Source organism: Mesorhizobium sp. M0227, assembly GCF_040321855.1.
Lineage (GTDB): Bacteria > Pseudomonadota > Alphaproteobacteria > Rhizobiales > Rhizobiaceae > Mesorhizobium.
The window spans coordinates 214,584-240,109 of sequence record NZ_JAMYSJ010000009.1; the positions used below are offsets into that span (position 1 = coordinate 214,584).

25 protein-coding genes are annotated in these 25,526 nt (G+C 62.5%); 10 read left to right on the forward strand and 15 right to left on the reverse strand.

Going from position 1 to position 25,526, the window contains the following annotated elements; translation table 11 throughout:
• Positions 1–192: 192 nt before the first annotated feature.
• The gene (locus tag NKJ00_RS15460) at positions 193–402 is read left to right on the forward strand and encodes a hypothetical protein (protein WP_023810329.1); all 210 of its coding nucleotides are present in this window, start codon (positions 193–195) and stop codon (positions 400–402) included.
• An 84-nt stretch (positions 403–486) separates the two neighbouring features.
• Here NKJ00_RS15460 and NKJ00_RS15465 read toward each other — a convergent pair whose 3' ends face one another.
• The 3 genes from NKJ00_RS15465 to NKJ00_RS15475 form a co-directional block, all read right to left on the reverse strand.
• Positions 487–675, reverse strand: coding sequence for a DUF3008 family protein (locus tag NKJ00_RS15465; protein ID WP_023810328.1), 189 nt, complete (start codon positions 673–675; stop codon positions 487–489).
• Positions 676–739: 64 nt separating this feature from the next.
• Positions 740–1,540: a glutamate racemase gene (gene murI, locus NKJ00_RS15470; RefSeq protein ID WP_023810327.1), complete on the reverse strand. Its 801-nt coding sequence runs from the start codon at positions 1,538–1,540 to the stop codon at positions 740–742.
• On the reverse strand, positions 1,533–2,447 hold the full coding sequence (locus NKJ00_RS15475; protein ID WP_352630273.1) for an RNA methyltransferase: 915 nt from the start codon (positions 2,445–2,447) through the stop codon (positions 1,533–1,535). The genes murI and NKJ00_RS15475 overlap by 8 nt, the downstream gene beginning before the upstream one ends.
• Positions 2,448–2,662: 215 nt before the next feature.
• Here NKJ00_RS15475 and NKJ00_RS15480 point away from each other — a divergent pair, with 215 nt between their 5' ends.
• The 3 genes from NKJ00_RS15480 to NKJ00_RS15490 are packed head-to-tail and all read left to right on the forward strand — an operon-like array spanning position 2,663 to position 5,118.
• Positions 2,663–3,874, forward strand: a complete 1,212-nt coding sequence (locus NKJ00_RS15480) for an NADP-dependent isocitrate dehydrogenase (RefSeq protein ID WP_352630275.1) — start codon at positions 2,663–2,665, stop codon at positions 3,872–3,874.
• 26 nt (positions 3,875–3,900) lie between these two features.
• On the forward strand, positions 3,901–4,521 hold the full coding sequence (locus tag NKJ00_RS15485) for a glutathione S-transferase family protein (RefSeq protein WP_352630277.1): 621 nt from the start codon (positions 3,901–3,903) through the stop codon (positions 4,519–4,521).
• A gap of 15 nt (positions 4,522–4,536) precedes the next feature.
• Positions 4,537–5,118 (forward strand): demethoxyubiquinone hydroxylase family protein, encoded by a 582-nt coding sequence (locus NKJ00_RS15490; RefSeq protein WP_352630279.1) that lies wholly within the window; start codon positions 4,537–4,539, stop codon positions 5,116–5,118.
• 6 nt (positions 5,119–5,124) lie between these two features.
• Here NKJ00_RS15490 and alaS read toward each other — a convergent pair whose 3' ends face one another.
• Entirely contained in the window at positions 5,125–7,791 is a 2,667-nt protein-coding gene (gene alaS, locus NKJ00_RS15495; protein ID WP_352630281.1) for an alanine--tRNA ligase, read from the reverse strand.
• A 298-nt stretch (positions 7,792–8,089) separates the two neighbouring features.
• Positions 8,090–9,190: a recombinase RecA gene (recA, locus tag NKJ00_RS15500; RefSeq protein ID WP_023810321.1), complete on the reverse strand. Its 1,101-nt coding sequence runs from the start codon at positions 9,188–9,190 to the stop codon at positions 8,090–8,092.
• Between the two features lie 280 nt (positions 9,191–9,470).
• Here recA and NKJ00_RS15505 point away from each other — a divergent pair, with 280 nt between their 5' ends.
• Together NKJ00_RS15505 and NKJ00_RS15510 are read left to right on the forward strand one after the other, a co-directional pair.
• Complete coding sequence (locus NKJ00_RS15505) at positions 9,471–10,415, forward strand: carbohydrate kinase family protein (RefSeq protein WP_128303269.1); 945 nt, start codon at positions 9,471–9,473, stop codon at positions 10,413–10,415.
• Between the two features lie 75 nt (positions 10,416–10,490).
• Positions 10,491–11,408 carry a pseudouridine-5'-phosphate glycosidase gene (locus NKJ00_RS15510; RefSeq protein WP_352630283.1) on the forward strand — a complete coding sequence of 306 codons (918 nt, stop codon included), beginning with the start codon at positions 10,491–10,493 and terminating at the stop codon, positions 11,406–11,408.
• Between the two features lie 203 nt (positions 11,409–11,611).
• On the opposite strand, the gene NKJ00_RS15515 is transcribed toward NKJ00_RS15510, so the two are convergent.
• A complete protein-coding gene (locus NKJ00_RS15515) occupies positions 11,612–11,935 on the reverse strand; it encodes a TfoX/Sxy family protein (RefSeq protein ID WP_352630285.1) in 324 nt (107 codons plus the stop codon).
• 91 nt (positions 11,936–12,026) lie between these two features.
• Between NKJ00_RS15515 and NKJ00_RS15520 the strand changes: the two genes are divergently transcribed.
• A complete protein-coding gene (locus NKJ00_RS15520; RefSeq protein ID WP_352552740.1) occupies positions 12,027–12,524 on the forward strand; it encodes a GFA family protein in 498 nt (165 codons plus the stop codon).
• Positions 12,525–12,771: 247 nt separating this feature from the next.
• Here NKJ00_RS15520 and sufA read toward each other — a convergent pair whose 3' ends face one another.
• The 7 genes from sufA to NKJ00_RS15555 all read right to left on the reverse strand — a co-directional run bounded on the left by sufA (position 12,772) and on the right by NKJ00_RS15555 (position 19,863).
• The gene (gene sufA / locus NKJ00_RS15525; RefSeq protein ID WP_023810316.1) at positions 12,772–13,152 is read right to left on the reverse strand and encodes a Fe-S cluster assembly scaffold SufA; all 381 of its coding nucleotides are present in this window, start codon (positions 13,150–13,152) and stop codon (positions 12,772–12,774) included.
• A gap of 103 nt (positions 13,153–13,255) precedes the next feature.
• A complete protein-coding gene (locus tag NKJ00_RS15530; protein ID WP_023810315.1) occupies positions 13,256–13,648 on the reverse strand; it encodes an SUF system Fe-S cluster assembly protein in 393 nt (130 codons plus the stop codon).
• 21 nt (positions 13,649–13,669) lie between these two features.
• On the reverse strand, positions 13,670–14,914 hold the full coding sequence (locus tag NKJ00_RS15535; RefSeq protein ID WP_352610554.1) for a cysteine desulfurase: 1,245 nt from the start codon (positions 14,912–14,914) through the stop codon (positions 13,670–13,672).
• Positions 14,915–14,918: 4 nt separating this feature from the next.
• Complete coding sequence (gene sufD, locus NKJ00_RS15540) at positions 14,919–16,187, reverse strand: Fe-S cluster assembly protein SufD (protein ID WP_352610552.1); 1,269 nt, start codon at positions 16,185–16,187, stop codon at positions 14,919–14,921.
• Positions 16,188–16,212: 25 nt separating this feature from the next.
• Positions 16,213–16,968 carry a Fe-S cluster assembly ATPase SufC gene (sufC, locus tag NKJ00_RS15545; RefSeq protein ID WP_023810312.1) on the reverse strand — a complete coding sequence of 252 codons (756 nt, stop codon included), beginning with the start codon at positions 16,966–16,968 and terminating at the stop codon, positions 16,213–16,215.
• A gap of 27 nt (positions 16,969–16,995) precedes the next feature.
• Complete coding sequence (gene sufB / locus NKJ00_RS15550) at positions 16,996–18,513, reverse strand: Fe-S cluster assembly protein SufB (protein ID WP_352610551.1); 1,518 nt, start codon at positions 18,511–18,513, stop codon at positions 16,996–16,998.
• 186 nt (positions 18,514–18,699) lie between these two features.
• Positions 18,700–19,863 (reverse strand): cysteine desulfurase family protein, encoded by a 1,164-nt coding sequence (locus NKJ00_RS15555; RefSeq protein WP_352630288.1) that lies wholly within the window; start codon positions 19,861–19,863, stop codon positions 18,700–18,702.
• Positions 19,864–20,099: 236 nt separating this feature from the next.
• Here NKJ00_RS15555 and NKJ00_RS15560 point away from each other — a divergent pair, with 236 nt between their 5' ends.
• Both NKJ00_RS15560 and NKJ00_RS15565 read left to right on the forward strand, forming a co-directional pair.
• On the forward strand, positions 20,100–20,774 hold the full coding sequence (locus NKJ00_RS15560; protein WP_023669128.1) for an alpha/beta hydrolase: 675 nt from the start codon (positions 20,100–20,102) through the stop codon (positions 20,772–20,774).
• Between the two features lie 21 nt (positions 20,775–20,795).
• On the forward strand, positions 20,796–21,446 hold the full coding sequence (locus NKJ00_RS15565) for an FMN-binding negative transcriptional regulator (RefSeq protein ID WP_352440138.1): 651 nt from the start codon (positions 20,796–20,798) through the stop codon (positions 21,444–21,446).
• Positions 21,447–21,457: 11 nt separating this feature from the next.
• Here NKJ00_RS15565 and NKJ00_RS15570 read toward each other — a convergent pair whose 3' ends face one another.
• Complete coding sequence (locus tag NKJ00_RS15570; protein ID WP_352630290.1) at positions 21,458–22,288, reverse strand: phosphatase PAP2 family protein; 831 nt, start codon at positions 22,286–22,288, stop codon at positions 21,458–21,460.
• Between the two features lie 45 nt (positions 22,289–22,333).
• Positions 22,334–23,977 carry an ArnT family glycosyltransferase gene (locus NKJ00_RS15575; RefSeq protein ID WP_352630292.1) on the reverse strand — a complete coding sequence of 548 codons (1,644 nt, stop codon included), beginning with the start codon at positions 23,975–23,977 and terminating at the stop codon, positions 22,334–22,336.
• A 289-nt stretch (positions 23,978–24,266) separates the two neighbouring features.
• Here NKJ00_RS15575 and tyrS point away from each other — a divergent pair, with 289 nt between their 5' ends.
• Positions 24,267–25,520, forward strand: a complete 1,254-nt coding sequence (gene tyrS / locus NKJ00_RS15580; RefSeq protein WP_352610547.1) for a tyrosine--tRNA ligase — start codon at positions 24,267–24,269, stop codon at positions 25,518–25,520.
• Positions 25,521–25,526: the final 6 nt, after the last annotated feature.

The window sequence follows — 25,526 nt, forward strand, 5'->3', positions numbered from 1 at the left end:
AAAGAAAACCACCGGGCATTGCGGCCCGGTGTTGGCGCGCTGATTAAACGGAGATTTAACCGGTGTCAAGCTTGTGGCTGGCGTAGGCCATGGCGACGATATAGCGTCTCTGGGTTGAGTACAGTGCCGGATGTGGCGGGAGGTTGCGCCAGCGGCATCAGGAAGGGACCGGAGCAGAGGAGCTAAATTCGCATGAAGAAATTCTTCCTTACCCTGACAGGAGCCGCTGTGTTGGCGGGATCCATGGCGGTCCTGACACCGGAGCCGGCGGAGGCCAGGCATTGGCAAGGACACCGGCATCACCAGGCTTGCCGCATCGTGATCAAGAAGAAGGTTATCTGGCGGCACGGCCACAAGAAGGTCATACGCTACAAGATCAAGCGCTGCAGCGGGCGCTGGTAGGCTCCTATCCGGTCTCAGGCGGCCGATATTATTTCAAAGCCCGCGGTTTTGGCCGCGGGCTCTTTGATTCCGGATGCTTAACCCTTAGTCTTTCGACTTCTTCTCCGGCAGGCCCTTGCGCTTCGTCTCGGCGAATTCCTCGAGCTGCTTTTCGCTCATCGATTCGTACATTCCCTTGGAAGCGCCCTGGAGTTCGCTCTTCTTGGTCTCGCCGCGCTTGGCCGACAGAGCCGCGCCGGCGGCTTTCTGCTGGGCTTTCGAGGTGGCTGGCATGGCTCTTTCTCCCGTTAGAATCTGGAGAAAAACGCAACGACTGCCGTGATGTTCCGCTTCGGAATCACGACATCGCCAGCCCGAAGCCCTGTATTAGGCGACGGGTCGGAAAATCGGCTCTTTTCGATGTGAAGACGGCAAGGTCGGGGCCTTCAGGCAGCATCTCGCCACGACCGCTCGGATCGATGTCGGCGAGAAGCGACAGCGCCCGGCGCGCGATCGCTTCAGCGGGGTCGAGCCAATCGACCGGCCAGGGCGCCGTCTTGCGCATGCGATTGGCCAGAAAGGGGTAGTGTGTGCAGGCGAGCACGACGATATCCGTACGCAGCGCATCATGTTCGACGAAGCACGGCGTAATCTCGGTGCGCACGGCTTCTTCATCGACGAAGCCCTCACGCATGTAGATCTCAGCCAGTCCCGCCAGCCTGTCGCTGCCGACCAGGCGGACATGGCATTTCTGCGCCCATTTGCTGATCAGGTCGCGCGTGTATTGGCGCTTGACGGTGCCAGGCGTCGCCAGCACCGAAACCAGCCCTGAGCGCGTGCGTTCCGCCGCCGGCTTGATCGCAGGCACCATGCCGACGAAAGGATGCTCGGGAAATCTATCGCGCAGCGCATCGATCACCAACGTCGAGGCGGTGTTGCAGGCGATGACGGAAATGGCCGGCGCAAACCGCTCAAGCAGTTTGCCGAACAATTCGAGGATATGCGCCCTCAGCGCCGGCTCTTCCCAAGCGCCGTAGGGAAACGCAGCGTCGTCGGCGACATAGATGAAGCGGCGGTCGGGCATCAGCACGCGTGCCTCGCGCAGCACGGTAAGCCCGCCGATGCCCGAATCGAACATCAGGATCGGCCGCTCAGTCATTGTCGGTGCCCTTGCCGCCCAACGGCGGTATGTCATCGTCCTTGCCGGTGTCGGCAAAGCGCGCCGCCTCCGCCTTGCGGGCACGCGCGGCGGCCGCGGGCAAGCGCCGTGGATCATCGCCAGGGGATCCGTCGCCGCGCGGCATCGCCGGAGAAAACCTGTCGAGCGACGAGATGATGCCGCGCAGCACCTTGAGCTCCGGTTCGGCAAAGCCGGGGCGTGTGAGCACCGCGCGCAGATTGTCGACCATTTTCGGCTTCTTCGGTGCCGGCCGGAAATAGCCGCGCGCTTCCAATGCGCCTTCCAGATACGCAAACAGGCCGTGCAATTCTTCCTTGCTTGCCGGCTTCATGTCCGGGCCGGAAAAATTGGTCTTGGTCTCATCTTCCAGGCCGGACTTCATCCATTCATAGGACATCAGCAGCGCGGCCTGGGCGATGTTGAGCGAGGAGAAATCGGGATCGACCGGGAAAGTGACGATCTCGTCGGCCAGGCCGACCTCGTCATTGTAGAGGCCGAAGCGTTCGCGTCCGAACAGGATGCCGGTGCGCTGGCCCATTGTGTGGCGCGCCCGCAGCAGCCTGCCCGCCTCCACCGGCCCGCGCACGGATTTGAAGCCGTCGCGCTGCCTGGCCGTGGTGGCGAAGACAAAGTTCAGGTCGGCGAGCGCCGAGGCCAAATCGTCGAAGACGGTGACAGCGTCGATGACATGATCGGCGCGGCTGGCCGCCGCGCGCGCCTTCTCGCTCGGCCAACCATCACGCGGGTTGACCAGGCGCAGCTCCGACAGACCGAAATTGGCCATGGCGCGCGCGACCATGCCAATGTTCTCGCCAAGCTGAGGCTCAACGAGGATGATCGCCGGGCCGGCGACTGCAATGCTATCGGGATCTTTGATGACGGGCATGATTGTCAATGAACTGCTGTTTGCGGCATTTCAGCGTCCCTGCCACATTCGGCCGGGAAAATGAAGCATTCGCAAATGACGACGGCTCTGGCCTCCAATTCGTGACCGATCGCCGTTTGCGTGGCCAAAAGCGCTTTGATATACGGGCGACATCTCCCGGCCCAACGCCACGCGGGCAAGGCCGTCCCATATCCCAGCAACGAGGCATTCTTTCCATGGCGAAGATCAAGGTGGCGAACCCGGTCGTCGAACTCGACGGCGACGAGATGACCCGCATCATCTGGCAGTTCATCAAGGACAAGCTGATCCACCCTTATCTCGACCTCAAGCTCGAATATTACGATCTCGGCATCGAGCATCGTGACGCCACCAACGACCAGGTGACCATCGATTCGGCCAACGCCATCAAGAAATACGGCGTCGGCGTGAAATGCGCGACGATCACCCCCGACGAGCAGCGCGTCGAGGAGTTCAAGCTGAAGAAGATGTGGAAGTCGCCGAACGGCACCATCCGCAACATCCTCGGGGGCACCATCTTCCGCGAACCGATCATCATGAAGAACGTGCCGCGCCTGGTGCCCGGCTGGACCAAGCCGATCATCGTCGGCCGTCACGCCTTCGGCGACCAGTACCGCGCCACCGATTTCCGCTTTCCCGGCAAGGGCAAGCTGACGATCAAGTTCGTCGGCGAGGACGGCGAGGTGATCGAGCATGACGTCTACGACGCACCGGGCGCCGGCGTCGCCATGGCCATGTACAATCTCGACGACTCGATCCGCGAATTTGCCCGCGCCTCGCTGAACTACGGCCTGCTGCGCAACTATCCGGTCTATCTGTCGACCAAGAACACCATCCTCAAGGCCTATGATGGTCGCTTCAAGGACATCTTCCAGGAGGTCTACGAGGCGGAATTCGAGGCCGAGTTCAAGTCGAAGAAGCTGTGGTACGAGCATCGCCTGATCGACGACATGGTGGCCTCCAGCCTGAAATGGTCGGGGGGTTATGTCTGGGCCTGCAAGAACTATGACGGCGACGTGCAGTCCGACACGGTGGCGCAAGGTTTTGGGTCGCTCGGCCTGATGACCTCGGTGCTGATGACGCCGGACGGCAAGACGGTGGAAGCGGAAGCCGCGCACGGCACCGTCACCCGCCATTATCGCCAGCACCAGAAGGGCGAGGAAACCTCGACCAATTCGATCGCCTCGATCTTCGCCTGGACGCGCGGGCTGGCCCACCGCGCCAAGCTCGACGACAATGCCGAGCTGAGGCGCTTCGCCGAGACGCTGGAAAAGGTCTGCATCCAGACCGTCGAGTCCGGCTTCATGACCAAGGACCTGTCGCTGCTGATCGGTCCCGACCAGCCATGGCTTTCGACCACCGGTTTCCTCGACAAGATCGACGAGAACCTGCAGAAGGCGATGGCCTGACAGCCGAGCCCCGGAGGAGGGCTAGCATGAGCAAGCCCATCGTCTACGGGGCGGATTACAGCGTCTATGTGCGCATCGTCCGCCTCGTGCTTAAGGAAAAGGACATCGACTACGAGCTTGTGCCAGTCGATGTCTTTGCCGCCGACGGCATTCCCGCCTGGTATTTCGAGCATCACCCGTTCGGCCGCATCCCAGCCTTCGAGCATGAAGGCTTTCGGCTCTTCGAGACGAGTGCGATTGCCAGATATGTCGACGAAACGTTTGACGGGCCGAGCCTTCAGCCGAGGGAGCCTCGCGACCGCGCAAGGATGAACCAGATCATCGGCATGCTCGACGCCTATGCCTACAGGTCGATGGTCTGGGATGTCGCCGTCGAGCGCCTGGAGAAGGAAGCGCCCGACGAGGCGCTGATCGCCAATGGCATTTCGCAGGCGAGCAAAGCGCTGCAGACGCTCTCTTCGCTGAAAGCGCCGGGCTCGTGGTTGCTGGGCGATCGGCTGACACTGGCCGATCTGCATGCGGCGCCGATCATCGGTTATTTCGTCAAGGTCGCTGAGGGGCAAAAGCTGCTGGCCGAGTTTGCCGAGATCCAGGCCTGGTGGGATCGCGTTGCAAAACTCCCACGCTTTGCCAACCGGCTGACATAAGGCTTGGGCGCGTCCATGGATGATCTTTCTCACCAGGACGCACTCACGGTCGCCAGAATAGTCCGAGTGAACCACGCCGGCGAGTTCGGGGCGATCCGAATCTATTCGGCGCAGATTCTTGTCGCCAAGCGCTTTTGGCCAGATTGCGTGCCGTCCTTGTCGGAGATGCTTGGGCACGAGCGCAAGCACTGCGTGGCCTTCCGTGCAGCCATGCCGTTGCGGCAGTCGCGACCGTGCCGGGTGATGCAATTCTGGAGCTGGGGCGGCTGGCTGCTGGGTTTTCTGACCGCCCTGCTCGGACCGCAAGGCATCTGGGCCTGCACCGCAGCGGTCGAAGCGGCGGTGCATCGCCATCTCGACGATCAGCTGTTTTTCCTCGCCGAACGCGATGGCGAACTGCACGGCATCATCCTGGCGATCCGCGAGGAAGAGCTTGCCCATCTCCATCACGCCGAGGAGCAGCTGAAATCGCCTGGACCGCTGCTCAACCTTTTGCGGTCGACGATCTCGGTCGCCACGGACAGCCTGATCTGGCTGTCCACCTGGGGCGATTCCAGCAGAATGACGCATGCGCTGAAAGCGGCAAAGCGTCCCTGATGAACGCTAGGCTGCTTCCAGCGCAGCCCTTACCGCGGCAATGGCATCGGCAGCCTTGGAGGCATCCGGGCCGCCGGCCTGCGCCATATCGGGCCGACCGCCGCCGCCCTGCCCGCCCAATGCGGCGGAGGCCAGGCGCACCAGGTCGACGGCGCTGAAGCGGCCGATGAGGTCGTCGGTGACGGCCACCACGACGCTTGCCTTGTTGTCTTCGCCGGCGCCGACTAAGACGACGACGCCGGAGCCGAGCGAGCTCTTTCCGGCATCGGCCAGCGGCTTCAAATCCTTCGGCGAGACACCGGAGACCGTCTTGCCGAGGAAGCCGACACCGGCGACCGTCTCATTGGCGGCTGGAGCATCGGCTGACGATCCCCCGCCCAGCGCCAGCTTCTTGCGCGCCTCGGTCAATTCCTTCTCGAGCTTCTTGCGCTCTTCGAGCAGCGTCTCGACGCGCGCCGGCACATCGACCGGCGAAATCTTGAGCACGGCCGCCGTCGCCTTCAAACGCCGGTCCTGCTCGTCGAGATGTTTGCGCGCGGCTTCGCCGGTCAGCGCCTCGATGCGGCGCACGCCGGCGGCGACCGCGCTGTCCGACACGACACGCACCAGGCCGATATCGCCGGTCGCCCGGACATGCGTGCCACCGCAGAGCTCGACCGAATAGGGCCGGTTGGCCTTGGCGCCGTGCACCCCGGTGCCCATGGACACGACGCGCACTTCGTCACCATACTTCTCGCCAAACAGCGCCATGGCGCCTTCGGCAATGGCATCGTCGACCGACATCAGGCGCGTGGACACCGGGCTGTTCTGCACGACGATCTCGTTGGCCATGCGCTCGACCTCTTCGAGGTCCTCTGATGAAATGGGTTTGTTGTGCGAGATGTCGAAGCGCAGGCGCTCGGGCGCCACCAGCGAGCCCTTCTGCGCGACATGGCTGCCCAGCACCTCGCGCAGAGCCTCGTGGATCAGATGCGTCGCGGAATGGTTGGCGCGCAACCTGGAGCGGCGCGCATGGTCCACTTTGAGCTCGACGGCGGCGCCGGTCTTGACCGTGCCGCTGGCCACCTTGCCGACATGGACGAACAGCCCATCGGCCTTCTTCTGCGTGTCGGAAACCTCGATCGAGAAGCCCTCGCCTGAAATAACGCCGGTGTCGCCCATCTGGCCGCCGGACTCGGCATAGAACGGCGTCTGGTTGACGACGATCGCCACTGCGTCACCCTTGCCGGCGCTGTCGACGGTCTTGCCGTCCCGGACAAGCGCCTGGATGATGCCTTCGGCAGCTTCAGTCTCATAGCCGAGGAACTCGGTGGCGCCCGCCTTCTCGCGCACCGAGAACCAGATGGTCTCGGTCGCCGCGTCGCCGGACCCAGCCCAGTGCTTGCGCGCCTCGGCCTTCTGCTGCTCCATCGCATTGGTGAAGCCGGCAAGATCGACCGAGATGCTGCGCTGGCGCAGCGCGTCCTGCGTCAGATCGAGTGGGAAGCCATAGGTGTCGTAGAGCTTGAAGGCCGTCTCGCCATCCAGCATGTCGCCGGCATGAAGCGTTTCGGTCGCCTCCGAAAGCAGGCCGAGGCCGCGCACCAGCGTCTTGCGAAACCTGGTCTCCTCGAGCTTCAGCGTCTCGGTGACCAACTGTTCGCCGCGCAGCAGCTCCGGATAGGCCTGACCCATTTCGCGCACCAGCGCCGGCACCAGCTTCCACATCAGCGGTTCGTTGGCACCGAGCAACTGCGCATGACGCATGGCGCGGCGCATGATGCGACGCAGGACATAGCCACGGCCTTCGTTCGAAGGCAGCACGCCATCGGCGACCAGGAAGGAGGACGAGCGCAGATGATCGGCAATGACGCGGTAGGACGCCACCGTCTCCTTGTCGGGACCATGCCCGATCGCGGACGAGGCCGCGTCGATCAGGTGACGGAACAGATCGGTCTCGAAGACGCTTTCCACCCCTTGCAGGATGGACGCCATGCGCTCCAGGCCCATGCCGGTGTCGATCGAGGGGCGCGGCAGGTCGATCCGCTCCTCCTTCGTCACCTGTTCATACTGCATGAACACCAGGTTCCAGAATTCCAGGAAACGGTCGCCATCTTCCTCCGGGCTGCCGGGAGGACCACCCCAGATGTGCTCGCCGCGGTCGATGAAGATCTCCGAGCACGGCCCGCAAGGTCCAGTGTCGCCCATCGCCCAGAAATTGTCAGATGTCGCGATGCGAATGATGCGGTCGTCGGAAAACCCGGCGATCTTCTTCCAGAAACCGGCCGCCTCGTCGTCCGTGTGATAGACGGTGACCAGCAGCTTGTCCTTGTTCAGCCCGAACTCCCTGGTGATCAGGTTCCAGGCAAGCTCGATGGCGCGCTCCTTGAAATAGTCGCCGAAGGAGAAATTGCCGAGCATCTCGAAGAAGGTCAGATGGCGTGCCGTGTAGCCGACATTGTCGAGATCGTTGTGCTTGCCGCCGGCGCGCACGCTCTTCTGGGCGGTCGACGCGCGCGAATAGGGCCGCTTCTCCAAACCGGTGAAGACATTCTTGAACTGCACCATGCCGGCGTTGGTGAACATCAGTGTCGGATCGTTGCGCGGCACCAGCGGGCTCGACGCGACGATCTCGTGACCCTCCTTGCGGAAGTAGTCGAGAAATGTCGACCGGATCTCGTTCACGCCACTCATGAATGCTGCCTTTTCGGAAGAGCCGCCGGCAAACCGGCGGAAATGGGCTCTGCGTTTTTAGAAGATTAGGACTTGGCCTTTTAGCCGCCGCGCCTCACCCTGTCCAGAAACACGGAATTGGTCCAATCCACGGCCTTTGCCGGCCATTCGAACCGGCCTGTTTTCGCCGCCAAAACGCAAAACCGCCGGCACTGGGCCGGCGGTTTCGAAACGCAATAACGCGGAACTCAATTACATAAGCCTGAGATAATAGAACGCGATTATGGCCGAACTCCGGCCGGCATCGCGCACGAAGCTGTTACATGGCGCCGGATTCTTCCTCGAAACCGTCGTCTTCGCCGCGCTCAGGGCCGCCATTCTCGAGGAATTTCTCGGCGATCAGCCCGGCATTCTGCCTGATCGACAACTCGATCTCGCGTGCCGTGTCGGGATTGTCACGCAGGAACAGCTTGGCATTTTCGCGGCCCTGGCCGAGACGCTGCGAATTATAAGAAAACCAGGCGCCAGACTTCTCGACAATACCGGCCTTGACCCCGAGATCGACCAGTTCGCCGGTTTTGGAGACGCCCTCACCAAACATGATGTCGAATTCGACCACCTTGAAGGGCGGCGCCAGCTTGTTCTTGACCACCTTGACGCGGGTCTGGTTGCCGACAACCTCGTCGCGGTCCTTGATCGAGCCGATGCGGCGGATGTCAAGACGCACCGAAGCGTAGAATTTCAGCGCGTTGCCGCCCGTCGTGGTCTCGGGCGAACCAAACATGACGCCGATCTTCATGCGGATCTGGTTGATGAAGATGACCATGGTGTTGGAGCGCGAGATCGAAGCGGTCAGCTTGCGCAGCGCCTGGCTCATCAAGCGGGCCTGCAGGCCGGGCAGCGAATCGCCCATCTCACCTTCAATTTCGGCGCGTGGCGTCAGCGCCGCGACCGAATCGACCACCAGCACGTCGATGGCGCCGGAGCGCACCAGCGTGTCGCAGATTTCCAGCGCCTGCTCACCGGTGTCCGGCTGCGAGATCAGAAGGTTTTCGAGATCGACGCCAAGCTTGCGGGCATAGACCGGATCGAGCGCATGCTCGGCATCGACGAAGGCGCAGATGCCGCCCTTCTTCTGGGCTTCGGCCACGGTGTGCAGCGCCAGCGTCGTCTTGCCCGAGCTTTCCGGCCCGTAGATCTCGATGATGCGACCGCGCGGCAAGCCACCAACACCAAGCGCGATGTCTAGGCCAAGCGAGCCGGTCGGCACCGTTTCAATCTCGACGACCTGATCGTTGGCGCCGAGCCGCATGATCGAGCCCTTGCCGAAAGCCCGCTCGATCTGCGACAGCGCCGCATCCAGAGCCTTTGATTTGTCCACTGCCTTGTCCTCTACAAGCCGCAAAGAATTCTGAGCCATGATACATCACCCCTTGGTCGTCAATGAAGGCCGGACAATCCGTAATCCCTGCCTATTTGTACCTTTTTTGTTCTCATTTGGCAAGAGGGGTCAAATATCTGAAAAACAAAGAATATCCGGATTTGTTCTTTTTTTGTCCAAGGATTCGATCAGGGATGCACCACACGTTGGGCCAGACGGCTCGGTTGTTTCGATCTGCCGAATCGCCGCCTTGCATGCGAAGCTCCGTTGCACAGCCTAGCGCTTGTGCGGCTGGAATAACAAAGGTCATATCGCCGGCATGCTGAAATCCGCGAAAATACTGGCCGTAGGCGGCGCCCATATCGACCGGCGCGGCCAGGTGTCCGGCGCTTACGTGCCGGCTGCCTCCAATCCCGGCACGATGCGCGAGGATGTCGGCGGCGGGGTCTTCAACGCTTTGCGCAGTGCGGTGCGGCGCGGCGTCTCCGCGTCGCTCATATCGGTTCGCGGCGGCGATGCCGCTGCCGACACCGTTTCGCGAGCCATTGCCGAGGCAGGCATTACCGACCTGTCGGCGGTCTTCCTCGACCGCACGACACCGAGCTACACGGCGCTGATCGACAGCGAAGGCGAGCTGATCGTCGGCTTTGCCGACATGGCGCTCTATGATTTGGCGTTTCCCAAGCAGATCAGGCGCTCCAAGGTGCGGGAGGTGATCGCTGCCGCCGATGCGATCCTGTGCGACGCCAACCTGCCCTCTTCGGCGCTGGAACGGCTGGTCGCGCTCGCCACGGGCAAGCCGGTTTTCGCCATTGCAATTTCGCCTGCCAAGGTAACGCGGCTGATACCGGTGCTGAAGGAGCTCTCGCTGGTCTTCATGAACCGGCGCGAGGCCATGGTGCTGGCCGGCGTCGCCGCGACTGCCACGGAGCGCGAGGTCGTCGACGGGTTGCGATGCAGCGGCCTCGTCAGCGGCGTGGTGACGGCGGGCAGCGAGCCCATGCTGGGCTTCGATGAAGCCGGCGCCTTCTCGATCCTGCCGCCGCCGCCAAGAAAGGTCGCTGACGTCACCGGGGCCGGCGATGCCCTGGCGGGCGCAACGGTCGCTGCTTTGCTGCGCGGACTGCCCCTGCGGTCAGCACTGCGCGAAGGCATTGCCGGGGCGACGCTTGCCATCGAAAGCGCCAACGCCGTTCCGGAGTTCACCGCGGCTGATTTCACTGAGGCATTGGCTCTTGTGCCGGATGCCAGGGAAGTGGCATGAGACCGGCAAATTCATAGTGCCACGATGTTGCCTGATGTCCCGACGGACGCGCTGCATTCCGGATTGGAGACCCTGATGACCCCTGAGACCGCCCGCCCCTTCATCGACATCCACGCGCCGGTGGCGCAGGCCCTGGCTGCCGGGCGGCCGGTGGTGGCGCTGGAAAGCACCATCATCACCCATGGCATGCCCTACCCCGACAATGGCGCCATGGCGGCCGATGTCGAAAAGATTATCACCGACGGCGGCGCCGTGCCGGCGACCATCGCCGTGGTTGGCGGCCGCATCAAGATCGGGCTTTCGGACGGCGAGCGCGAATCGCTGGCGATGACGGGCGACGCCATGAAACTGTCGCGCGCCGATCTCGGTTTTGCCGTGGCGCAAGGGCGCACCGGTGGCACCACGGTCGCCGCCACGATGATCGCGGCGCATATGGTCGGCATAAAAGTGTTCGCCACCGGCGGCATCGGCGGCGTGCACAAGGGCGCCGAAAAGAGTTTTGACATTTCCGCCGATCTCGACGAGCTGGCGCGCACCCCGGTCATCGTCGTCTCGGCCGGCGCCAAGGCCATCCTCGACATCGAAAAGACGCTGGAGGTGCTGGAGACGCGCGGCGTGCCGGTGATCGGCCTTGGCTGCGAGACGATGCCCGCCTTCTGGTCGCGGCAGTCGCCGTTCCGCGCGCCGCTGACCTTGCACGAGCCGGAAGCGATCGCGCATTTCTACCAGACGAGGGCAGCGCTGGGGCTCGCCGGCGGCATGCTGATTGCCAATCCGGTGCCGGAAAACCATGAAATCCCGGCTGAGGAGATGGCGGGCTATATCGACGCCGCGCAAAAGGCCGCAGAAGCGCTCAGCGTGACCGGCAAGGCGGTGACACCGTTCCTGCTGTCGAAAATCCTCGAACTGACCGGCGGCAGGAGCCTGAAGACCAACATCGCGCTGGTAGAGAACAATGCGCGGCTGGCGGCGAGGATTGCCAAGGCGTTGTAGGCCAACGTCGGCGGGACAGCACCCCCCTCTGTCCTGCCGGACATCTCCCCCGCAAGGGGGGAGATCGAATGTCGTCAACGCCTCTGCAATCTTCAACGTTGAAAAAGCAGGCAGACGGTGAAACCGCCAATCTCCCCCCTTGCGGGGGAGATGGCCGGCAGGCCAGAGGGGGGTGCTGTCCCGCTAGCGTTCCAAGGCTGGCATCACTTCCCCGCCCGCCGTCCAGCCGCATACGCCCGCCGTACCCAGGCCGCCATCTCGTCGGGATCATCGAAAGCGCTGTCGGGAACGCCCCAGTAGGGCATGGCGACCAGCTTGCCGTGGCGCGAGCCGGTATAGGTCCATTGCGTGCAGCCGGCGGCCTCGAACTCGGGCGCGCTTTGCTCGTCGGCCTTCAGCATCAACTCACCGTGCAGCACGATGGCGACGATGACACCGTCGAAATAGATGCCCTTGCCGCCGAACAGTTTTCGGATGCTGACAGGGCCGAGGCCCTCGAACAGTTCGGCGATGCGTTCATTGTCCATGCCGCGATCATGTCACCGGCGTTTGGCCTTGTCATCGCCGCAACCAAAATCATGCTGACAGGTTGTGTGAGGTCGATCGGAGTTTCCCGCCATGCCCGTCCTGCTCAAAGGGTCCTGCCGCTGCAATGCCGTGCGTTTCGAGGTGGAGAGCCACACGCCGGCGCCATTCATGCTGTGCTACTGCTCGATCTGCCGCAAGCAGCAGGGCGGCGGCGGGTTTGCCATCAATCTCGGTGCGGACAACGAAACACTGAACATCAGGGGCAAGCGCAGCCTCGGCGTCTTTCGGGCGGAGATCGAGGACGACGAGCATCCGCATTGCGAAATCTCGACCGGCGAGCGCAATTTCTGCAAGAAATGCGGGGCGGCCCTTTGGCTCTACGATCCGACATGGCCGGAACTGGTGCATCCCTTCGCCTCGGCGATCGACAGCGATTTACCCATTCCGCCAAGCAAGGTGCACCTGATGCTGAAATACAAGGCGAACTGGGTGGAGCCGGAGGTTGGCAAGCATGACAAGGTCTTCGACGTCTATCCCGAGGAATCGATCGCCGACTGGCACAAGCGGACGGGCATGTGGGTGGATTAGCGTCCTTCACCCCGTTTACGGCGGGGCGATTGCATATGGGTTTTTACGAAGAGGACCCCCACCCTAACCAAAAGGGGGAGGGAACGCTGCCGCGCGCCATCCTTTTGGCGTCGAAACCTCGGGGATTTGCGGAATCAGCGCCTACCGAGTCTCCCTCCCCCTTGTGGGGAGGGATTAAGGGTGGGGGTATTCGTAGAGCGCAAGCCAGTCATATGCGATCACCCCTGCCGCTTACGGGGCTGGAAGATCAGGCCGAGGCGCGTGCTTCTGCCAGCGCCTTGAGGTCCGCCGGCTTCAACTCGACGGACTCACCGCAGCCGCAGGCCGAACTCTGATTCGGATTGCGGAATGTGAAGCCAGTGCGCAGCGTCGTCTGCTCGAAATCCATCTCCGTGCCGAACAGGAATAGCGCTGCCTCGGGCGCCACATAGACATGCGCGCCATCGCGCTCGATATGGTCGTCCTTGGTGTTGGGCTCGGTCACCAGATCGACCGTATATTCCATGCCGGCGCAGCCGCCCTTCTTGATGCCGAGGCGGATGCCGTGCGCGTTGTCGCGGGTGGCAACGATCTCGCGCACCCGGTCGGCGGCCTTTTCGGTCATCGTGATGACGGCGAAGCGTCCCATTCTTTTTCCTTCCATTCCATGCAGGTTCAAGGCCTGCCGAATGATTCCTCACCTAAAATGGTGAAGTTTTATCCCTGGCGCAAGTGCACCAGCCTCTGTCGGGCTAGTACCAACCCACCGCGACCTGCGCCTCTTCCGACATGCGATCGGCCGACCATGGCGGGTCGAAAGTCATGTTGACCTCGACGCCGGACACGCCTTCGACGGCGCCGACGGCGTTTTCCACCCAGCCGGGCATTTCGCCGGCGACAGGGCAGCCGGGCGCGGTCAGCGTCATGTCGATCTTGACCGAGCGATTGTCCTCGATGTCGATCTTATAGATCAGGCCGAGTTCGTAGATGTCGGCCGGAATTTCCGGATCGTAGACGGTCTTCAGGGCCGAGACGATGTCGTCGGTCAGCCGCGCCAGTTCGTCGGCTGGAATGGCCGATCCCGAAACCAGCGCATTGGGCGCGGTTTCCGGAATGGTCTCGGCAGCGATGCTTGCATCATCCATGGTCGTCACCCAAAAAAATCATCATCCGAAGAATTTGCGCGCTTTTTCGAGCGCCTCGGCCAAAGCGTCGACTTCGGCCCTGGTATTATACATGCCGAACGATGCCCTGCATGTGGAGGTTACGCCGAAGCGTTTCAACAGCGGCTGGGCGCAATGGGTGCCGGCGCGGACAGCAACGCCCTGCCTGTCGATCACCATCGACACGTCATGCGCATGAATGCCTTGCAGCTCAAACGAGATGATGGCGCCCTTGCCGGGCGCATCGCCGAAGATGCGCAGCGAATTGATGGCGCGCAGCCGCTCATGCGCGTAGTTCTTGAGGTCTTCCTCATGGGCGGCAATGCGCTCGCGGCCGATTTTTTCCATATAGTCGAGCGCAGCACCCAGCCCGATCGCCTGGACGATCGGCGGCGTGCCGGCTTCGAAACGGTGCGGCGGCTCGTTGTAGGTGACGATGTCTTCCGTCACCTCCTCGATCATCTCGCCACCGCCCATGAAGGGGCGCATGCCCTGGAGAATGTCCTTCTTGCCGTAGAGCACGCCGATGCCCGAGGGGCCGTAGACCTTATGGCCGGTGAAGACGAAGAAGTCGCAGTCGAGATCCTGCACATCGATCGGCATATGCACGGCGCTCTGGCTGCCGTCTACAAGGACGGGAATTCCACGCGAATGCGCAATGCGCACGATCTCCTTGATCGGCGTCACCGTGCCCAGCGCATTCGACATCTGTGTGATGGCGACCAGCTTGGTGCGGTCGGTCAGGCGCTTCTCGAATTCCTCGATGTGGAAGACGCCGAGATCGTCGACCGGCACCCAGACGAGTTTCGCGCCCTGCCGCTCGCGGATGAAATGCCAGGGAACGATGTTAGAGTGGTGCTCCATGATCGACAGCACGATCTCGTCGCCCTCGCCGATGTTGGGCATGCCATAGCCATAGGCGACGGTATTGATGGCCGACGTCGTGTTCGAGGTGAAGACGATGTTGTCGGTGCTCGGCGCGTTGAGGAAACGGCGCACCGTTTCCCGCGCCTTTTCATATGCGTCGGTCGCCGCATTGGAGAGGAAGTGCAGGCCGCGATGGACGTTGGCATATTCCTGGGAATAGGCGTGCTGGATGGCGTCGAGCACCGCCTGCGGCTTCTGTGCCGAGGCGCCATTGTCGAGATAGACCAGCGGCTTGCCATAGACTTCCCGCGACAGGATCGGGAAATCGCGGCGGATCGCTTCGACGTCGTAGAAATCTCCGATCTTGCCTGGAGCGTTCATCAGGTCACCCGTGTGCCACGAACCAGTCGTCGAGCCGCGCTTCCAGCGCCTCGACGATCGCTTCGTCGTCCAGTTCCTCGATCACCTCCGCGACGAAGGCCTTCACGAGCAACCCCCGCGCGCTTTTCTCGTCGACGCCGCGCGCCATCAGGTAGAACAGATGGTTGTGGTCGATCTCGGTCACCGTCGCGCCGTGGCCGCAAATCACGTCGTCGGCGAAGATTTCAAGCTCGGGCTTGGTCGAGAACTCGCCATCGTCCGACAGCAACAGCGTGTTGCAGGCCATCTTCGCGTTGGTCTTCTGCGCATATTGATGGACGTTGATGCGGCCCTGGAACACACCGCGCGCCTTGCCCGTCACCACATTGCGGATCACTTCCGTAGAGGTCGTGTGCGGCACGGCGTGGTCGAGCACCATGGTCACGTCTGTGTGGGTGTCGCCGGCCAGCAGGTTGATGCCGCGAAGCTTGAAATCGGCGCCTTCGCCAGTCGTCCTGACCATGATCTCCTGGCGCACGAGCTTGCCGCCGGCGTTCATGACGAACAGCGTCAGTTTCGCATTCTTGCCGATATGGGCCTTGAACTGCGCCAGATGCGTCGCCGTTTCCGGCTGCTCCTGGACGACCAGCCACGTCACCTCGGCGCCCTCGTCGAGCACGATCTGACTGACCGAGCTGCTCAAGGCAGCGCCATCACCCGTCTGCCGTTCGACGATGACGGCCTTGGCGCCGGCGCCGACGCGCACGGGCAGGCGCACATGCGTCTGGCCGCCGGCCTGCAGGTTCTGCAGTTCGATCGGCTTTTCAAGTTCCACACCATCGGCGATGTCGACAAAATACCCGTCGGCGACGAAAGCCGTGTTCAGCGCGCCGATTGCGTCGTCGCTGCCATAGGGATCGAGCCCCGGTGCGATGCTGCCGTCGACCAGCTTTTCCGAAAGGCGCTGGAAGGTGACGCCTTCAAGGACAGGCACCTTCGCGTCGGACTTGCCGTTCAGGATCGACACCACGGCAGAACCCTCGACGATCGGTGCGATGGCTTTAGCCATGGCGGCCGGGTCGAAGTCCGGCACGGTATTCAGCAACCGCCGCAGGTCGGTATAGTGCCAGGATTCGACGCGCCGCGTCGGCAGGCCGTGCTTGATCGTCTCGATGGCGTCGTCGCGCTTCAGCATCACCGCGCCGTCGCCCGGCAGCAGCGACAATCGGTCGCCGAACGCGTCGATCAACGCTGTCTCGGCCGGTGTCCGCTGGGGCTGTGCGTGCATATTCATTAGTTTGACCTTGCCCTCTGGCATCTCACGCGGCTTCGCCGATCACGCCGGCATAGCCATTGGCTTCCAGGTCGAGCGCCAGCGACTTGTCGCCTGACTTGATGACCTGGCCCTTGTAGAGCACGTGCACGGTGTCGGGCACGATGTGCTCAAGCAGGCGCTGGTAGTGGGTGATGACCAGGAACGCCCGGTCCGGCGCGCGCAGCGCGTTGACGCCGTCGGAAACGATCTTCAGCGCATCGATGTCGAGGCCGGAATCAGTCTCGTCGAGCACGCACAATTTCGGCTCCAGCAGCTTCATCTGCAGGATCTCGGCGCGCTTCTTCTCGCCGCCGGAGAAGCCGACATTGAGCGGCCGCTTGAGCATCGCCATGTCCATGCTGAGCGAGGCGGCGGCTTCCTTCACGCGCTTCAGGAATTCCGGGATCTTCAGCGGCTCCTCGCCACGTGCCTTGCGCTGCTCGTTCATCGCCACTTTCAGGAATTCCATGGTCGCAACGCCCGGTATCTCCATCGGATACTGGAAGGCGAGGAAAATGCCTGACGTGGCGCGCTCGGCCGGATCCATTTCGAGGATCGACTGGCCGTTGTAGAGGATGTCGCCTTCGGTCACCTCATAGTCCTCGCGGCCGGCGAGGATGTAGGACAGCGTCGATTTTCCCGAGCCGTTCGGCCCCATGATCGCGGCGACCTCGCCGGCTTTCACCGTCAGGTTCAAGCCACGGATGATCTCGGTGCCGTCATCGACGATGCGGGCGTGCAGGTTTCTGATTTCAAGCATTTTTTCGTTTCCTGAATATATATCCGGTCAGCCGACCGAGCCCTCAAGGCTAATCCCGATCAGCTTCTGTGCTTCGACCGCGAATTCCATCGGCAGTTGCTGGATCACGTCCTTGACGAAGCCGTTGACGATCAGCGCGATCGCTTCCTCTTCCGGGATGCCGCGCTGCATGACGTAGAATTTCTGGTCCTCGGAAATTTTCGACGTCGTCGCTTCGTGCTCGAACTGCGCCGTCGAATTCTTGGCTTCCATGTAGGGCACGGTGTGCGCGCCGCACTGGTCGCCAATCAGCAGCGAGTCGCAGTTGGTGAAATTGCGGGCGTTGGTCGCTTTGCGATGCGCCGAGACCTGGCCGCGATAGGTGTTCTGCGAGTAGCCGGCGGCGATACCCTTGGAGATGATGCGGCTCGACGTGTTCTTGCCAAGATGGATCATCTTGGTGCCGCTATCGACCTGCTGATAACCGTTCGACACGGCGATCGAATAGAATTCGCCTTGGGAATCGTCGCCACGCAGGATGCAGCTCGGATATTTCCAGGTGATGGCCGAGCCGGTCTCCACCTGCGTCCACGAGATCTTCGAGCGGTCACCCCGGCAGTCGCCGCGCTTGGTGACGAAATTGTAGATGCCGCCCTTGCCCTCGGCGTCGCCGGGGTACCAGTTCTGCACCGTCGAATATTTGATCTCGGCATCGTCGAGCGCCACCAGCTCGACCACCGCGGCATGCAGCTGGTTCTCGTCGCGCTGCGGGGCCGTGCAGCCCTCGAGATAAGAGACGTAAGCCCCCTCCTCGGCGATGATCAATGTGCGCTCGAACTGGCCGGTGTTCTTCTCGTTCATGCGGAAATAAGTCGACAGCTCCATCGGGCAGCGCACGCCCTTGGGCACGAAGACGAAGGAGCCGTCGGTGAACACGGCGGAGTTCAGCGTCGCGTAGTAATTGTCGGAGGTCGGCACGACCGAACCGAGATACTTCTGCACCAGCTCCGGATGCTCGCGGATGGCTTCCGAGATCGAACAGAAAATGACGCCGGCCTGCGCCAGCTCCTTCTTGAAGGTGGTGACGACGGAGACGGAATCGAACACGGCGTCGACAGCGACGCGGCCCGATTTGTAGACGTTATCGCTGACCTCCTCGAGCTCCGAGGCATCGGTCTTCTGCACACCGGCAAGGATTTCCTGCTCCCGCAGCGGAATGCCGAGCTTTTCATAGACCTTCAAGAGTTCGGGATCGACATCGCTGAGCGAGGTCGGGCCGGGCGTGCTCTTGGGCGCCGCATAGAAATAGATGTCCTGGAAATCGATCTTCGGATAGTGGACGCGCGCCCAGGTCGGCTCGTCAAGCGTCAGCCAGCGGCGATACGCTTCCAGACGCCATTCCAGCATCCAGGACGGCTCGTCCTTCTTGGCCGAAATGAAACGGATGATGTCTTCGCTGAGGCCCTTGGGGGCCTTGTCCATCGCGATTTCGGTCTGGAATCCGTATTTGTATTGGTCGACGTCGATCTTTCGGACCCGATCGATCGTGTCCTGCACAGCAGGCATATGCGTTCTCCATCCACGCCGGGGTCAAGGCCCGACAGTTTTCAAACTATGGCACCGCCAAAACCGAACCCCAAGAGGTGCTCGCGGCGGCGTAAGTTTAATATAGTGCGCTTCGACCGGGAATTCACCCGGCCAGCATGAAACGCACGGCTCTACCAGGCCGAAAGGCCCAAATTCGTCCAACCGCTACGCGGCCCGTTCTCTATCCGCCCTACGGGCGGCAATACCCGCAAGCGCGGTGCGGAAAAGCTCAACGTCTTCCGCGCCGGTCGCCGGTCCGATGGACACCCGCAAGGCGCCGAGACTGTCGCCGTATCCCATGGCTTTCAGCACATGGCTCGGTCCGACCTTGCCAGACGAACAGGCAGAGCCGGCCGACAGCGCTACACCGGCCAGATCGAAGGCGATCTGCGCGGTTTCGGCTTTGACGCCCGCAATAGCGAAGAATGCCGTATTGGCAAGCCTTGGCGCACCGGTTCCGAAGATTTCCGCGTCCGGCACCAGCGTTTTCACGATGGCTTCGATCTCGTCGCGGCGCCGGCGCACCGCATCCATGCTTTGTAGTCCGGCAAGCGCCTCGCGGGCGGCCGCGCCAAAACCTGATATGGCGGCGAGGTTTTCAGTGCCGCCGCGATGGCCCTTTTCCTGGCCGCCGCCATTGATCAACGGCTTCGGCATCATCAAATCCGAAGCCGCGACGATGGCGCCGACACCTTTGGGACCACCGATCTTGTGCGAGGACAGAATCAGATAATCGGCGTAACCCGCTGATAGCTCGATCGAAATGCGCCCCGCGGCCTGTACGGCGTCGACAATGAGGATACCGCCCGCCGTCTTGACGATTTCGGCGATGCGATCGATCGGCTGGATGACGCCGGTTTCGTTGTTGGCGGCATGGATAGCGACCAGCGGCAGGCCTTCGCTCTTGTCATGACCGCCGAGCACCGATGCCAAGGCGCCGAGATCGGCGATGCCGTTGGCGTCGACACCGATCCGGGTAACCTGCGCTGCCGGGAAGTGTCCGCCGTTCAACAGGCAGGGATGATCGGCCTCGGACACATAAAGTCGGCTCATGCGCACGGTGCCGCGCCCCATCCGCCAGTCTGGTGACAGCAGCGTCGAGGCGGCTTCCGTGGCACCGGAGGTGAACACGATATGCTCCGCCTTGGCGTTGACGAGCGCCGCCACGTCACGCCTGGCGGTCTGGATCAGGCGGCGGGCCGCACGCCCCTCGGCGTGAACCGATGACGGATTGGCGGCGACGTCAAGCGCCGCGACCATAGCCTCGCGGGCCGCGGCAAGCAGCGGCGCACTGGCATTATAATCGAGATAGGCGCGTTTTGCGGCCATTTTCGTCCGTCAAGTCCCGTCAGAAGCCATTCCGATGTCGTATGGCGTTATTTCCTTGAAATTCCAAGGCGAGCCGTCCTATTTACGCGGCTTGCGGCGCGGGTGGCCGGGCTCGATGTCTTGCCACCCAGTTTTGAACAATTCTAAACTAGCTTCTAAGAAGACGCTCGCCCTGCGTCAAGGCCAGAGGAAACGTTCCAGGCACCGCGCGTTCGTATTACCAAGTGGAGTATTTTATGCCTGAGGTCATTTTCACCGGTCCTGCCGGCCGCCTGGAGGGTCGCTATCAGCCTTCCAAGGAAAAAAGCGCGCCGATTGCCATCGTCCTGCACCCGCATCCGCAATTCGGCGGCACGATGAACAACAAGATCGTCTACGACCTCTTCTACATGTTCCAGAAGCGGGATTTCACCACGCTGCGCTTCAATTTCCGCGGCATCGGCCGCAGCCAGGGCGAATTCGACCACGGCACCGGCGAGTTGTCGGATGCCGCCGCCGCTTTGGACTGGGTGCAGTCGCTGCATCCCGATTCCAAGAGCTGCTGGGTCGCCGGCTACTCCTTCGGCTCCTGGATCGGGATGCAGCTTCTGATGCGCCGGCCGGAAATCGAAGGCTTCATCTCGATCGCGCCGCAGCCCAACACCTATGATTTCTCGTTCCTGGCGCCCTGCCCGTCATCGGGCCTGATCATCCATGGCGATGCCGACAAGGTGGCGCCGCCGAAGGATGTGCAGGGCCTGGTCGACAAGCTGCACACGCAGAAGGGCATCACCATCACGCAAAAGACGTTGCCCGGCGCCAACCATTTCTTCGCCAACGATGCCGACCTGCTGCTCGAGGAATGCGCCGACTATCTCGACCGCCGGCTGGCCGGCGAATTGTCGGATCCGCGTCCGAAGCGGCTGAGATAAACAAGAAAAGAACGGACGGCGATGTACGAGCCTCCTCATTTCAGGGAAACGCGGCCGGAAATCCTGCACGGGCTGATCCGGACGCATCCGCTGGGCCTGTTGATTTCCAACGGGTCCGATGGGCCGGTCGCCAACGCTGTCCCGTTCCTGCTCGACGCGGAAATCGGGCCTAACGGCAGGCTGCGCGCCCATCTGGCGCGGGCCAACCCGCAATGGCGCCTGCTGGCCGACAATCCGGCTTCACCGGTATTGATCGTCTTCCAGGGCAGCGATGCCTATGTGACGCCGTCCTGGTACGAGACCAAGCGCGAGACCGGCAAGGTGGTGCCGACCTGGAATTATGCCATCGTGCAGGTTCGCGGCACAGTCAAGGTGATGGATGACCAGGACTGGCTGGCGCAGCAGATCGCCGATCTGACGGCGTCGCAGGAAGGCGCTCGCCAAGCGCCCTGGGCAGTGACCGACGCGCCGGAGCCGTTCATCCAGTCGCAGATCAAAGGCATTATCGGGCTGGAAATCGAGATCAGCGAAATCCACGGCAAGTGGAAGGTCAGCCAGAACCGGCCTGTGGCCGATCGCGTCGGCGTTGCCCAAGGGCTGGAAAGCGAAGACCACCAGTCGCCCGGCATGGCCGGCCTGGTCAGATCCTATGGCGGGCTGGACGGCAACTGAACTTCGGATGCTCAGGCAGCCTTCCTTGTCGGTCCGATCAGCCGAAACGTCCTCTTGCAGACCGGCAATCCCGACGGCATCGGACGAAAGATGAAGCCGAGCCGGGCAAAGACCAGCCCACAGGCAAGCGCGAAGGCGCAGCCGAGGCCGAAGCCGGCGACGGTGTCGCTGGGATAGTGCGCGCCAACGAAGATACGGGTCGAGGCGATGCAGGCGGTGATCGCCAGGGCGATGTACCAGCGCCGCGGAAACAACAGCAAAGCGACCCCGAACACCGCGCCCATCGTCGTACCATGGCCGGATGGAAAGCCGGCGAAGCGCGCATCGAAAGCGAAGGGGTGCAGGGTAAGCACGCCAAAGTCCTCGTAATAGAGCGGGCGAGCCCGGCCAATGGCATATTTCAGCACATTGACGGCGATTCCCGACAGACCGGTGGCGCACAGCACCAGAAAAGCCAGGCAGGTCCAGTTGTAGAGGAGCATCAGCGAGCGCCGGGAGAGGCTTCGCCAATCCGTCAGGTTCGCGGCGACAAGCAGAAGCGCCGACGGAATGAGATACCAGCCACCCAGGCCGAACTGGGTGAAAAAGTCGGCAGTCCGGGCAAATTCCGCCGACCACTTGCCGTGAAGCATTCCGGCCGGGGTGTCGAGACGAACAAACGCCGCCGCCGTCAGCAAAATCCAGACCAGCACCCAGACCGACCACAAAACGTTCGGGTATCTGGCCGGACGGGTGGCAAGGCGGCTTTTGGCGATCTGCATCGTATCGCGAAAATTGTCGAGCGACCGGCGCCCTACCCCAAGGAGCAGGCTCGAAACGGGCGGGCGTGATTTCACCAGCATAGGAAATTCGACCCCATTGTTGCCGTCATGGGCATCGGCGAGCCGTCACTGGGTTACACGATAGAGGCCGAGCGACAGCTTGTCTCCCGATGAATAGTTGAGGCCGTCGACCTCGGCAACGCGGTTCGCCGACTTGCCTTGCGCCGCCAGTAGCCCATTCAGTTTCTGCTCGTCGCCGACCTGCGCCAGCGCCAGGGCGCAGGCAGGATCGCCGAGCAGATGCTTGGCGACGCCATCGACATCGGTCAGGACGGTCTTGGTGCCGACCAGGAACACCAGGCTCGGCTCGTGATATTCCGCCGAAGCGAGCACCGTGGTGTCGCAAGGCCTGTTGGCCTGGAACGCCGCCTCGATCGCCGGGCTCAGCCAGATCGGCTTCAGCGAAGGCGCGATGACGCCGAACAACAGCCCATAGGTGATGCCCGCGCAAGCCGCGACGGCGCCGATGCGAGGAAGCGGAACCTGCAACTCCCGCGAGAAGGCAAGGTAGCCCGCCCCCAGTGCTGCCGCGGCGGCCGGAATGCTCCACCAGGAGAAGGTGCCGGTGAGGTAGATCGGCGCTCCGACGCAGACCGCCGCCAGGCCAAGGCTGACCACGGCAAGACCGAATGCGGTCGACCACCACAACCAATCCTGCCAGCGCCTGAGCGGCGCATTCGCCTCCTGCGGCGGCAAGGTCAGCAGCCAGCCGATCAGCAGCGCCATGCCGGGATAGGCCGGCAGGACATAGTGCGGCAGCTTGGTCGGGATCAGCTCGAACACCAGCCAGAACGGAATGTACCAGGCGAGGCAGAAACGTAACCGGGGATCGTCGCGCAGACGGTTGAGGGCCTGCAGCCCGGCGCCAACCGCGATCAGACCGAACGGCCACATGAACAAGGAATAGGTCAGCATGTAGAAGCCCGGCGGCAGGCCGTGCGATTCCTCGCCCGAGGCGACCTTGGCCATCATGTCCTTGCCGACGGCATCACTGAGAAAGGCGCCGCCGCTCTTCCAGGTGATGAGGGCCACCCAGGGCAGCACGATGAGCAGCACCAGAGCGACACCGCGCACGAGCTTCAGCTTCAGGAGCCAGCGCCAGTCGCGCTCGAAGGCAAACAGGGCGGCGACCGTCAGCACCGACAGGAGCGGAGCTACCGGCCCCTTGATAAGGATTCCAAGGCCTTGAGCGGCCCAGAATATCCACGGCAGATGGGCGGCCACCGGTTCGTTGCGGCGCGATGCCAGATAGATCTGGGCGAGCGCGCCTTGCGCCGCCACGCAGCAGGCCAGCAGCATGGCGTCGGTCTTGGCGTCACGGCCCTCGAAGGCTGTGGCGAAGATAGCCGCCATCATCAGGCCGGCGGCGAGACCGGCATTGGCCCCGAACAGCTTGGTGCCTGTCCAGGCAATGCCGACGACGGCCAAGGCAATGCCAAGCATGGAGACGAGGCGGTAGACCCAGATCGGCGCCGCCGCCCCCTCGCCGCTCAGCGCCACGGCCGCCGATTGCAGCCAGTAGATGCCGATCGGCTTCTTGTAGCGCGAGGCATCCTGAAAACGGATGTCGACATAGTCGGAGGTTTCGACCATCTGCTTGGTGGCCTGGACAAAACGGGATTCGTCCCGGTCGACGGGCGGGAGGCTCGCCAGTCCGCTGAAAGTCATCAGCACGCTGAACAGAAAGAGAAAAAGATAGTTCCTGTTCATCGCGGAGCTTTCCGGATCTGATCTGCGGGATGGCCCCGTCGCGGCGCCTCAGGCCCTGCCCCTGCGCGGCGCCTCAATACGCCAGCCCAAACGACGAAGCAAGGATTCGCAAACGCCATCCGCGCGGGCACCAAAACAGGAAACCGCTTTTGCTGATCGCTGGACCTTTGTCTGGCGCGCGATCAGACGCAAAACCGGAAACCACTTTTGCTGATCGCACTTGGATGCTAAACGCCCGCGTTCATGCACATCCGAGCCACAGCGGCCGGGCGCTTTCGGGAAAGAAACAATGTCCGCCTTCAAATCCGATTTCCTGCGCACGATGAGCGAGCGCGGTTTCATCCACCAGACTTCGGATGATGCCGGCCTCGACAATATCTTCGCCAAGGAGACGGTGACGGCCTATATCGGCTTCGACGCCACCGCCAAGAGCCTGCACGCCGGCTCGCTGATCCAGATCATGATGCTGCACTGGCTGCAGCAGACGGGTCATCGGCCGATCGCGTTGATGGGCGGCGGCACCTCGATGATCGGCGACCCGTCCTTCAAGGACGAGGCGCGCAAGCTTTTGACCCCGCAGGACATCGAAGACAATCTAGCCGGCATCCGCCGCAACTTCATGCCCTACCTCAAATTCGGCAGCGGTCCGAACGACGCCATCATGGTCAACAACGCCGACTGGCTGATGGAGATCAACTACGTCAATTTCCTCCGCGATGTCGGCCGTCACTTTTCCGTCAACCGCATGCTGGCGTTCGATTCCGTCAAGTTGCGGCTCGATCGCGAGCAGTCGCTGTCGTTCCTCGAATTCAACTACATGATCCTGCAGGCCTATGATTTCGTCGAGCTCTACAAGCGTCTCGGCTGCCGCCTGCAGATGGGCGGCTCCGACCAGTGGGGCAATATCATCAACGGCATCGATCTCGGCCGCCGCATGGAGGATGCGCAGCTCTATGCGCTGACGACGCCGCTGCTCACCACCTCGTCGGGCGCCAAGATGGGCAAGTCGGCTTCGGGCGCGGTCTGGCTCGATGCGGAGATGCTGAGCCCCTACGAATTCTGGCAGTATTGGCGCAACACCGAGGATGCCGACGTCGCCCGCTTCCTGAAGCTCTACACGACGCTGCCGCTGGACGAGGTGGCGCGGCTCGAACAGCTCGGCGGATCCGAGATCAATGAGGCCAAGAAGATCCTCGCCACCGAGATCACCGCCCTGCTGCACGGCCGTGCAGCCGCCGAGCAAGCCAGCGATACGGCGCGCAAGACGTTCGAGGAAGGCGCGCTCGCGGAGTCGCTACCGACCGTCGAGGTCGACAAAACGGCGCTTGAAACCGGCGTCGGTATCCTGTCGCTGCTGGTCACTGCCGGACTGGCGGCATCGAACGGCGAAGCGCGGCGGCATGTGCAGGGCGGTGCCGTGCGCCTGAACGACGAGCCGGTGAGCGACGAGCGCCGCCTGGTGACATCAAAGGATTTGAGTCCGGAAAACATCGCAAAGCTGTCTTTGGGAAAGAAAAAACACATTCTGGTGCGGCCAGTCTGAACTCGA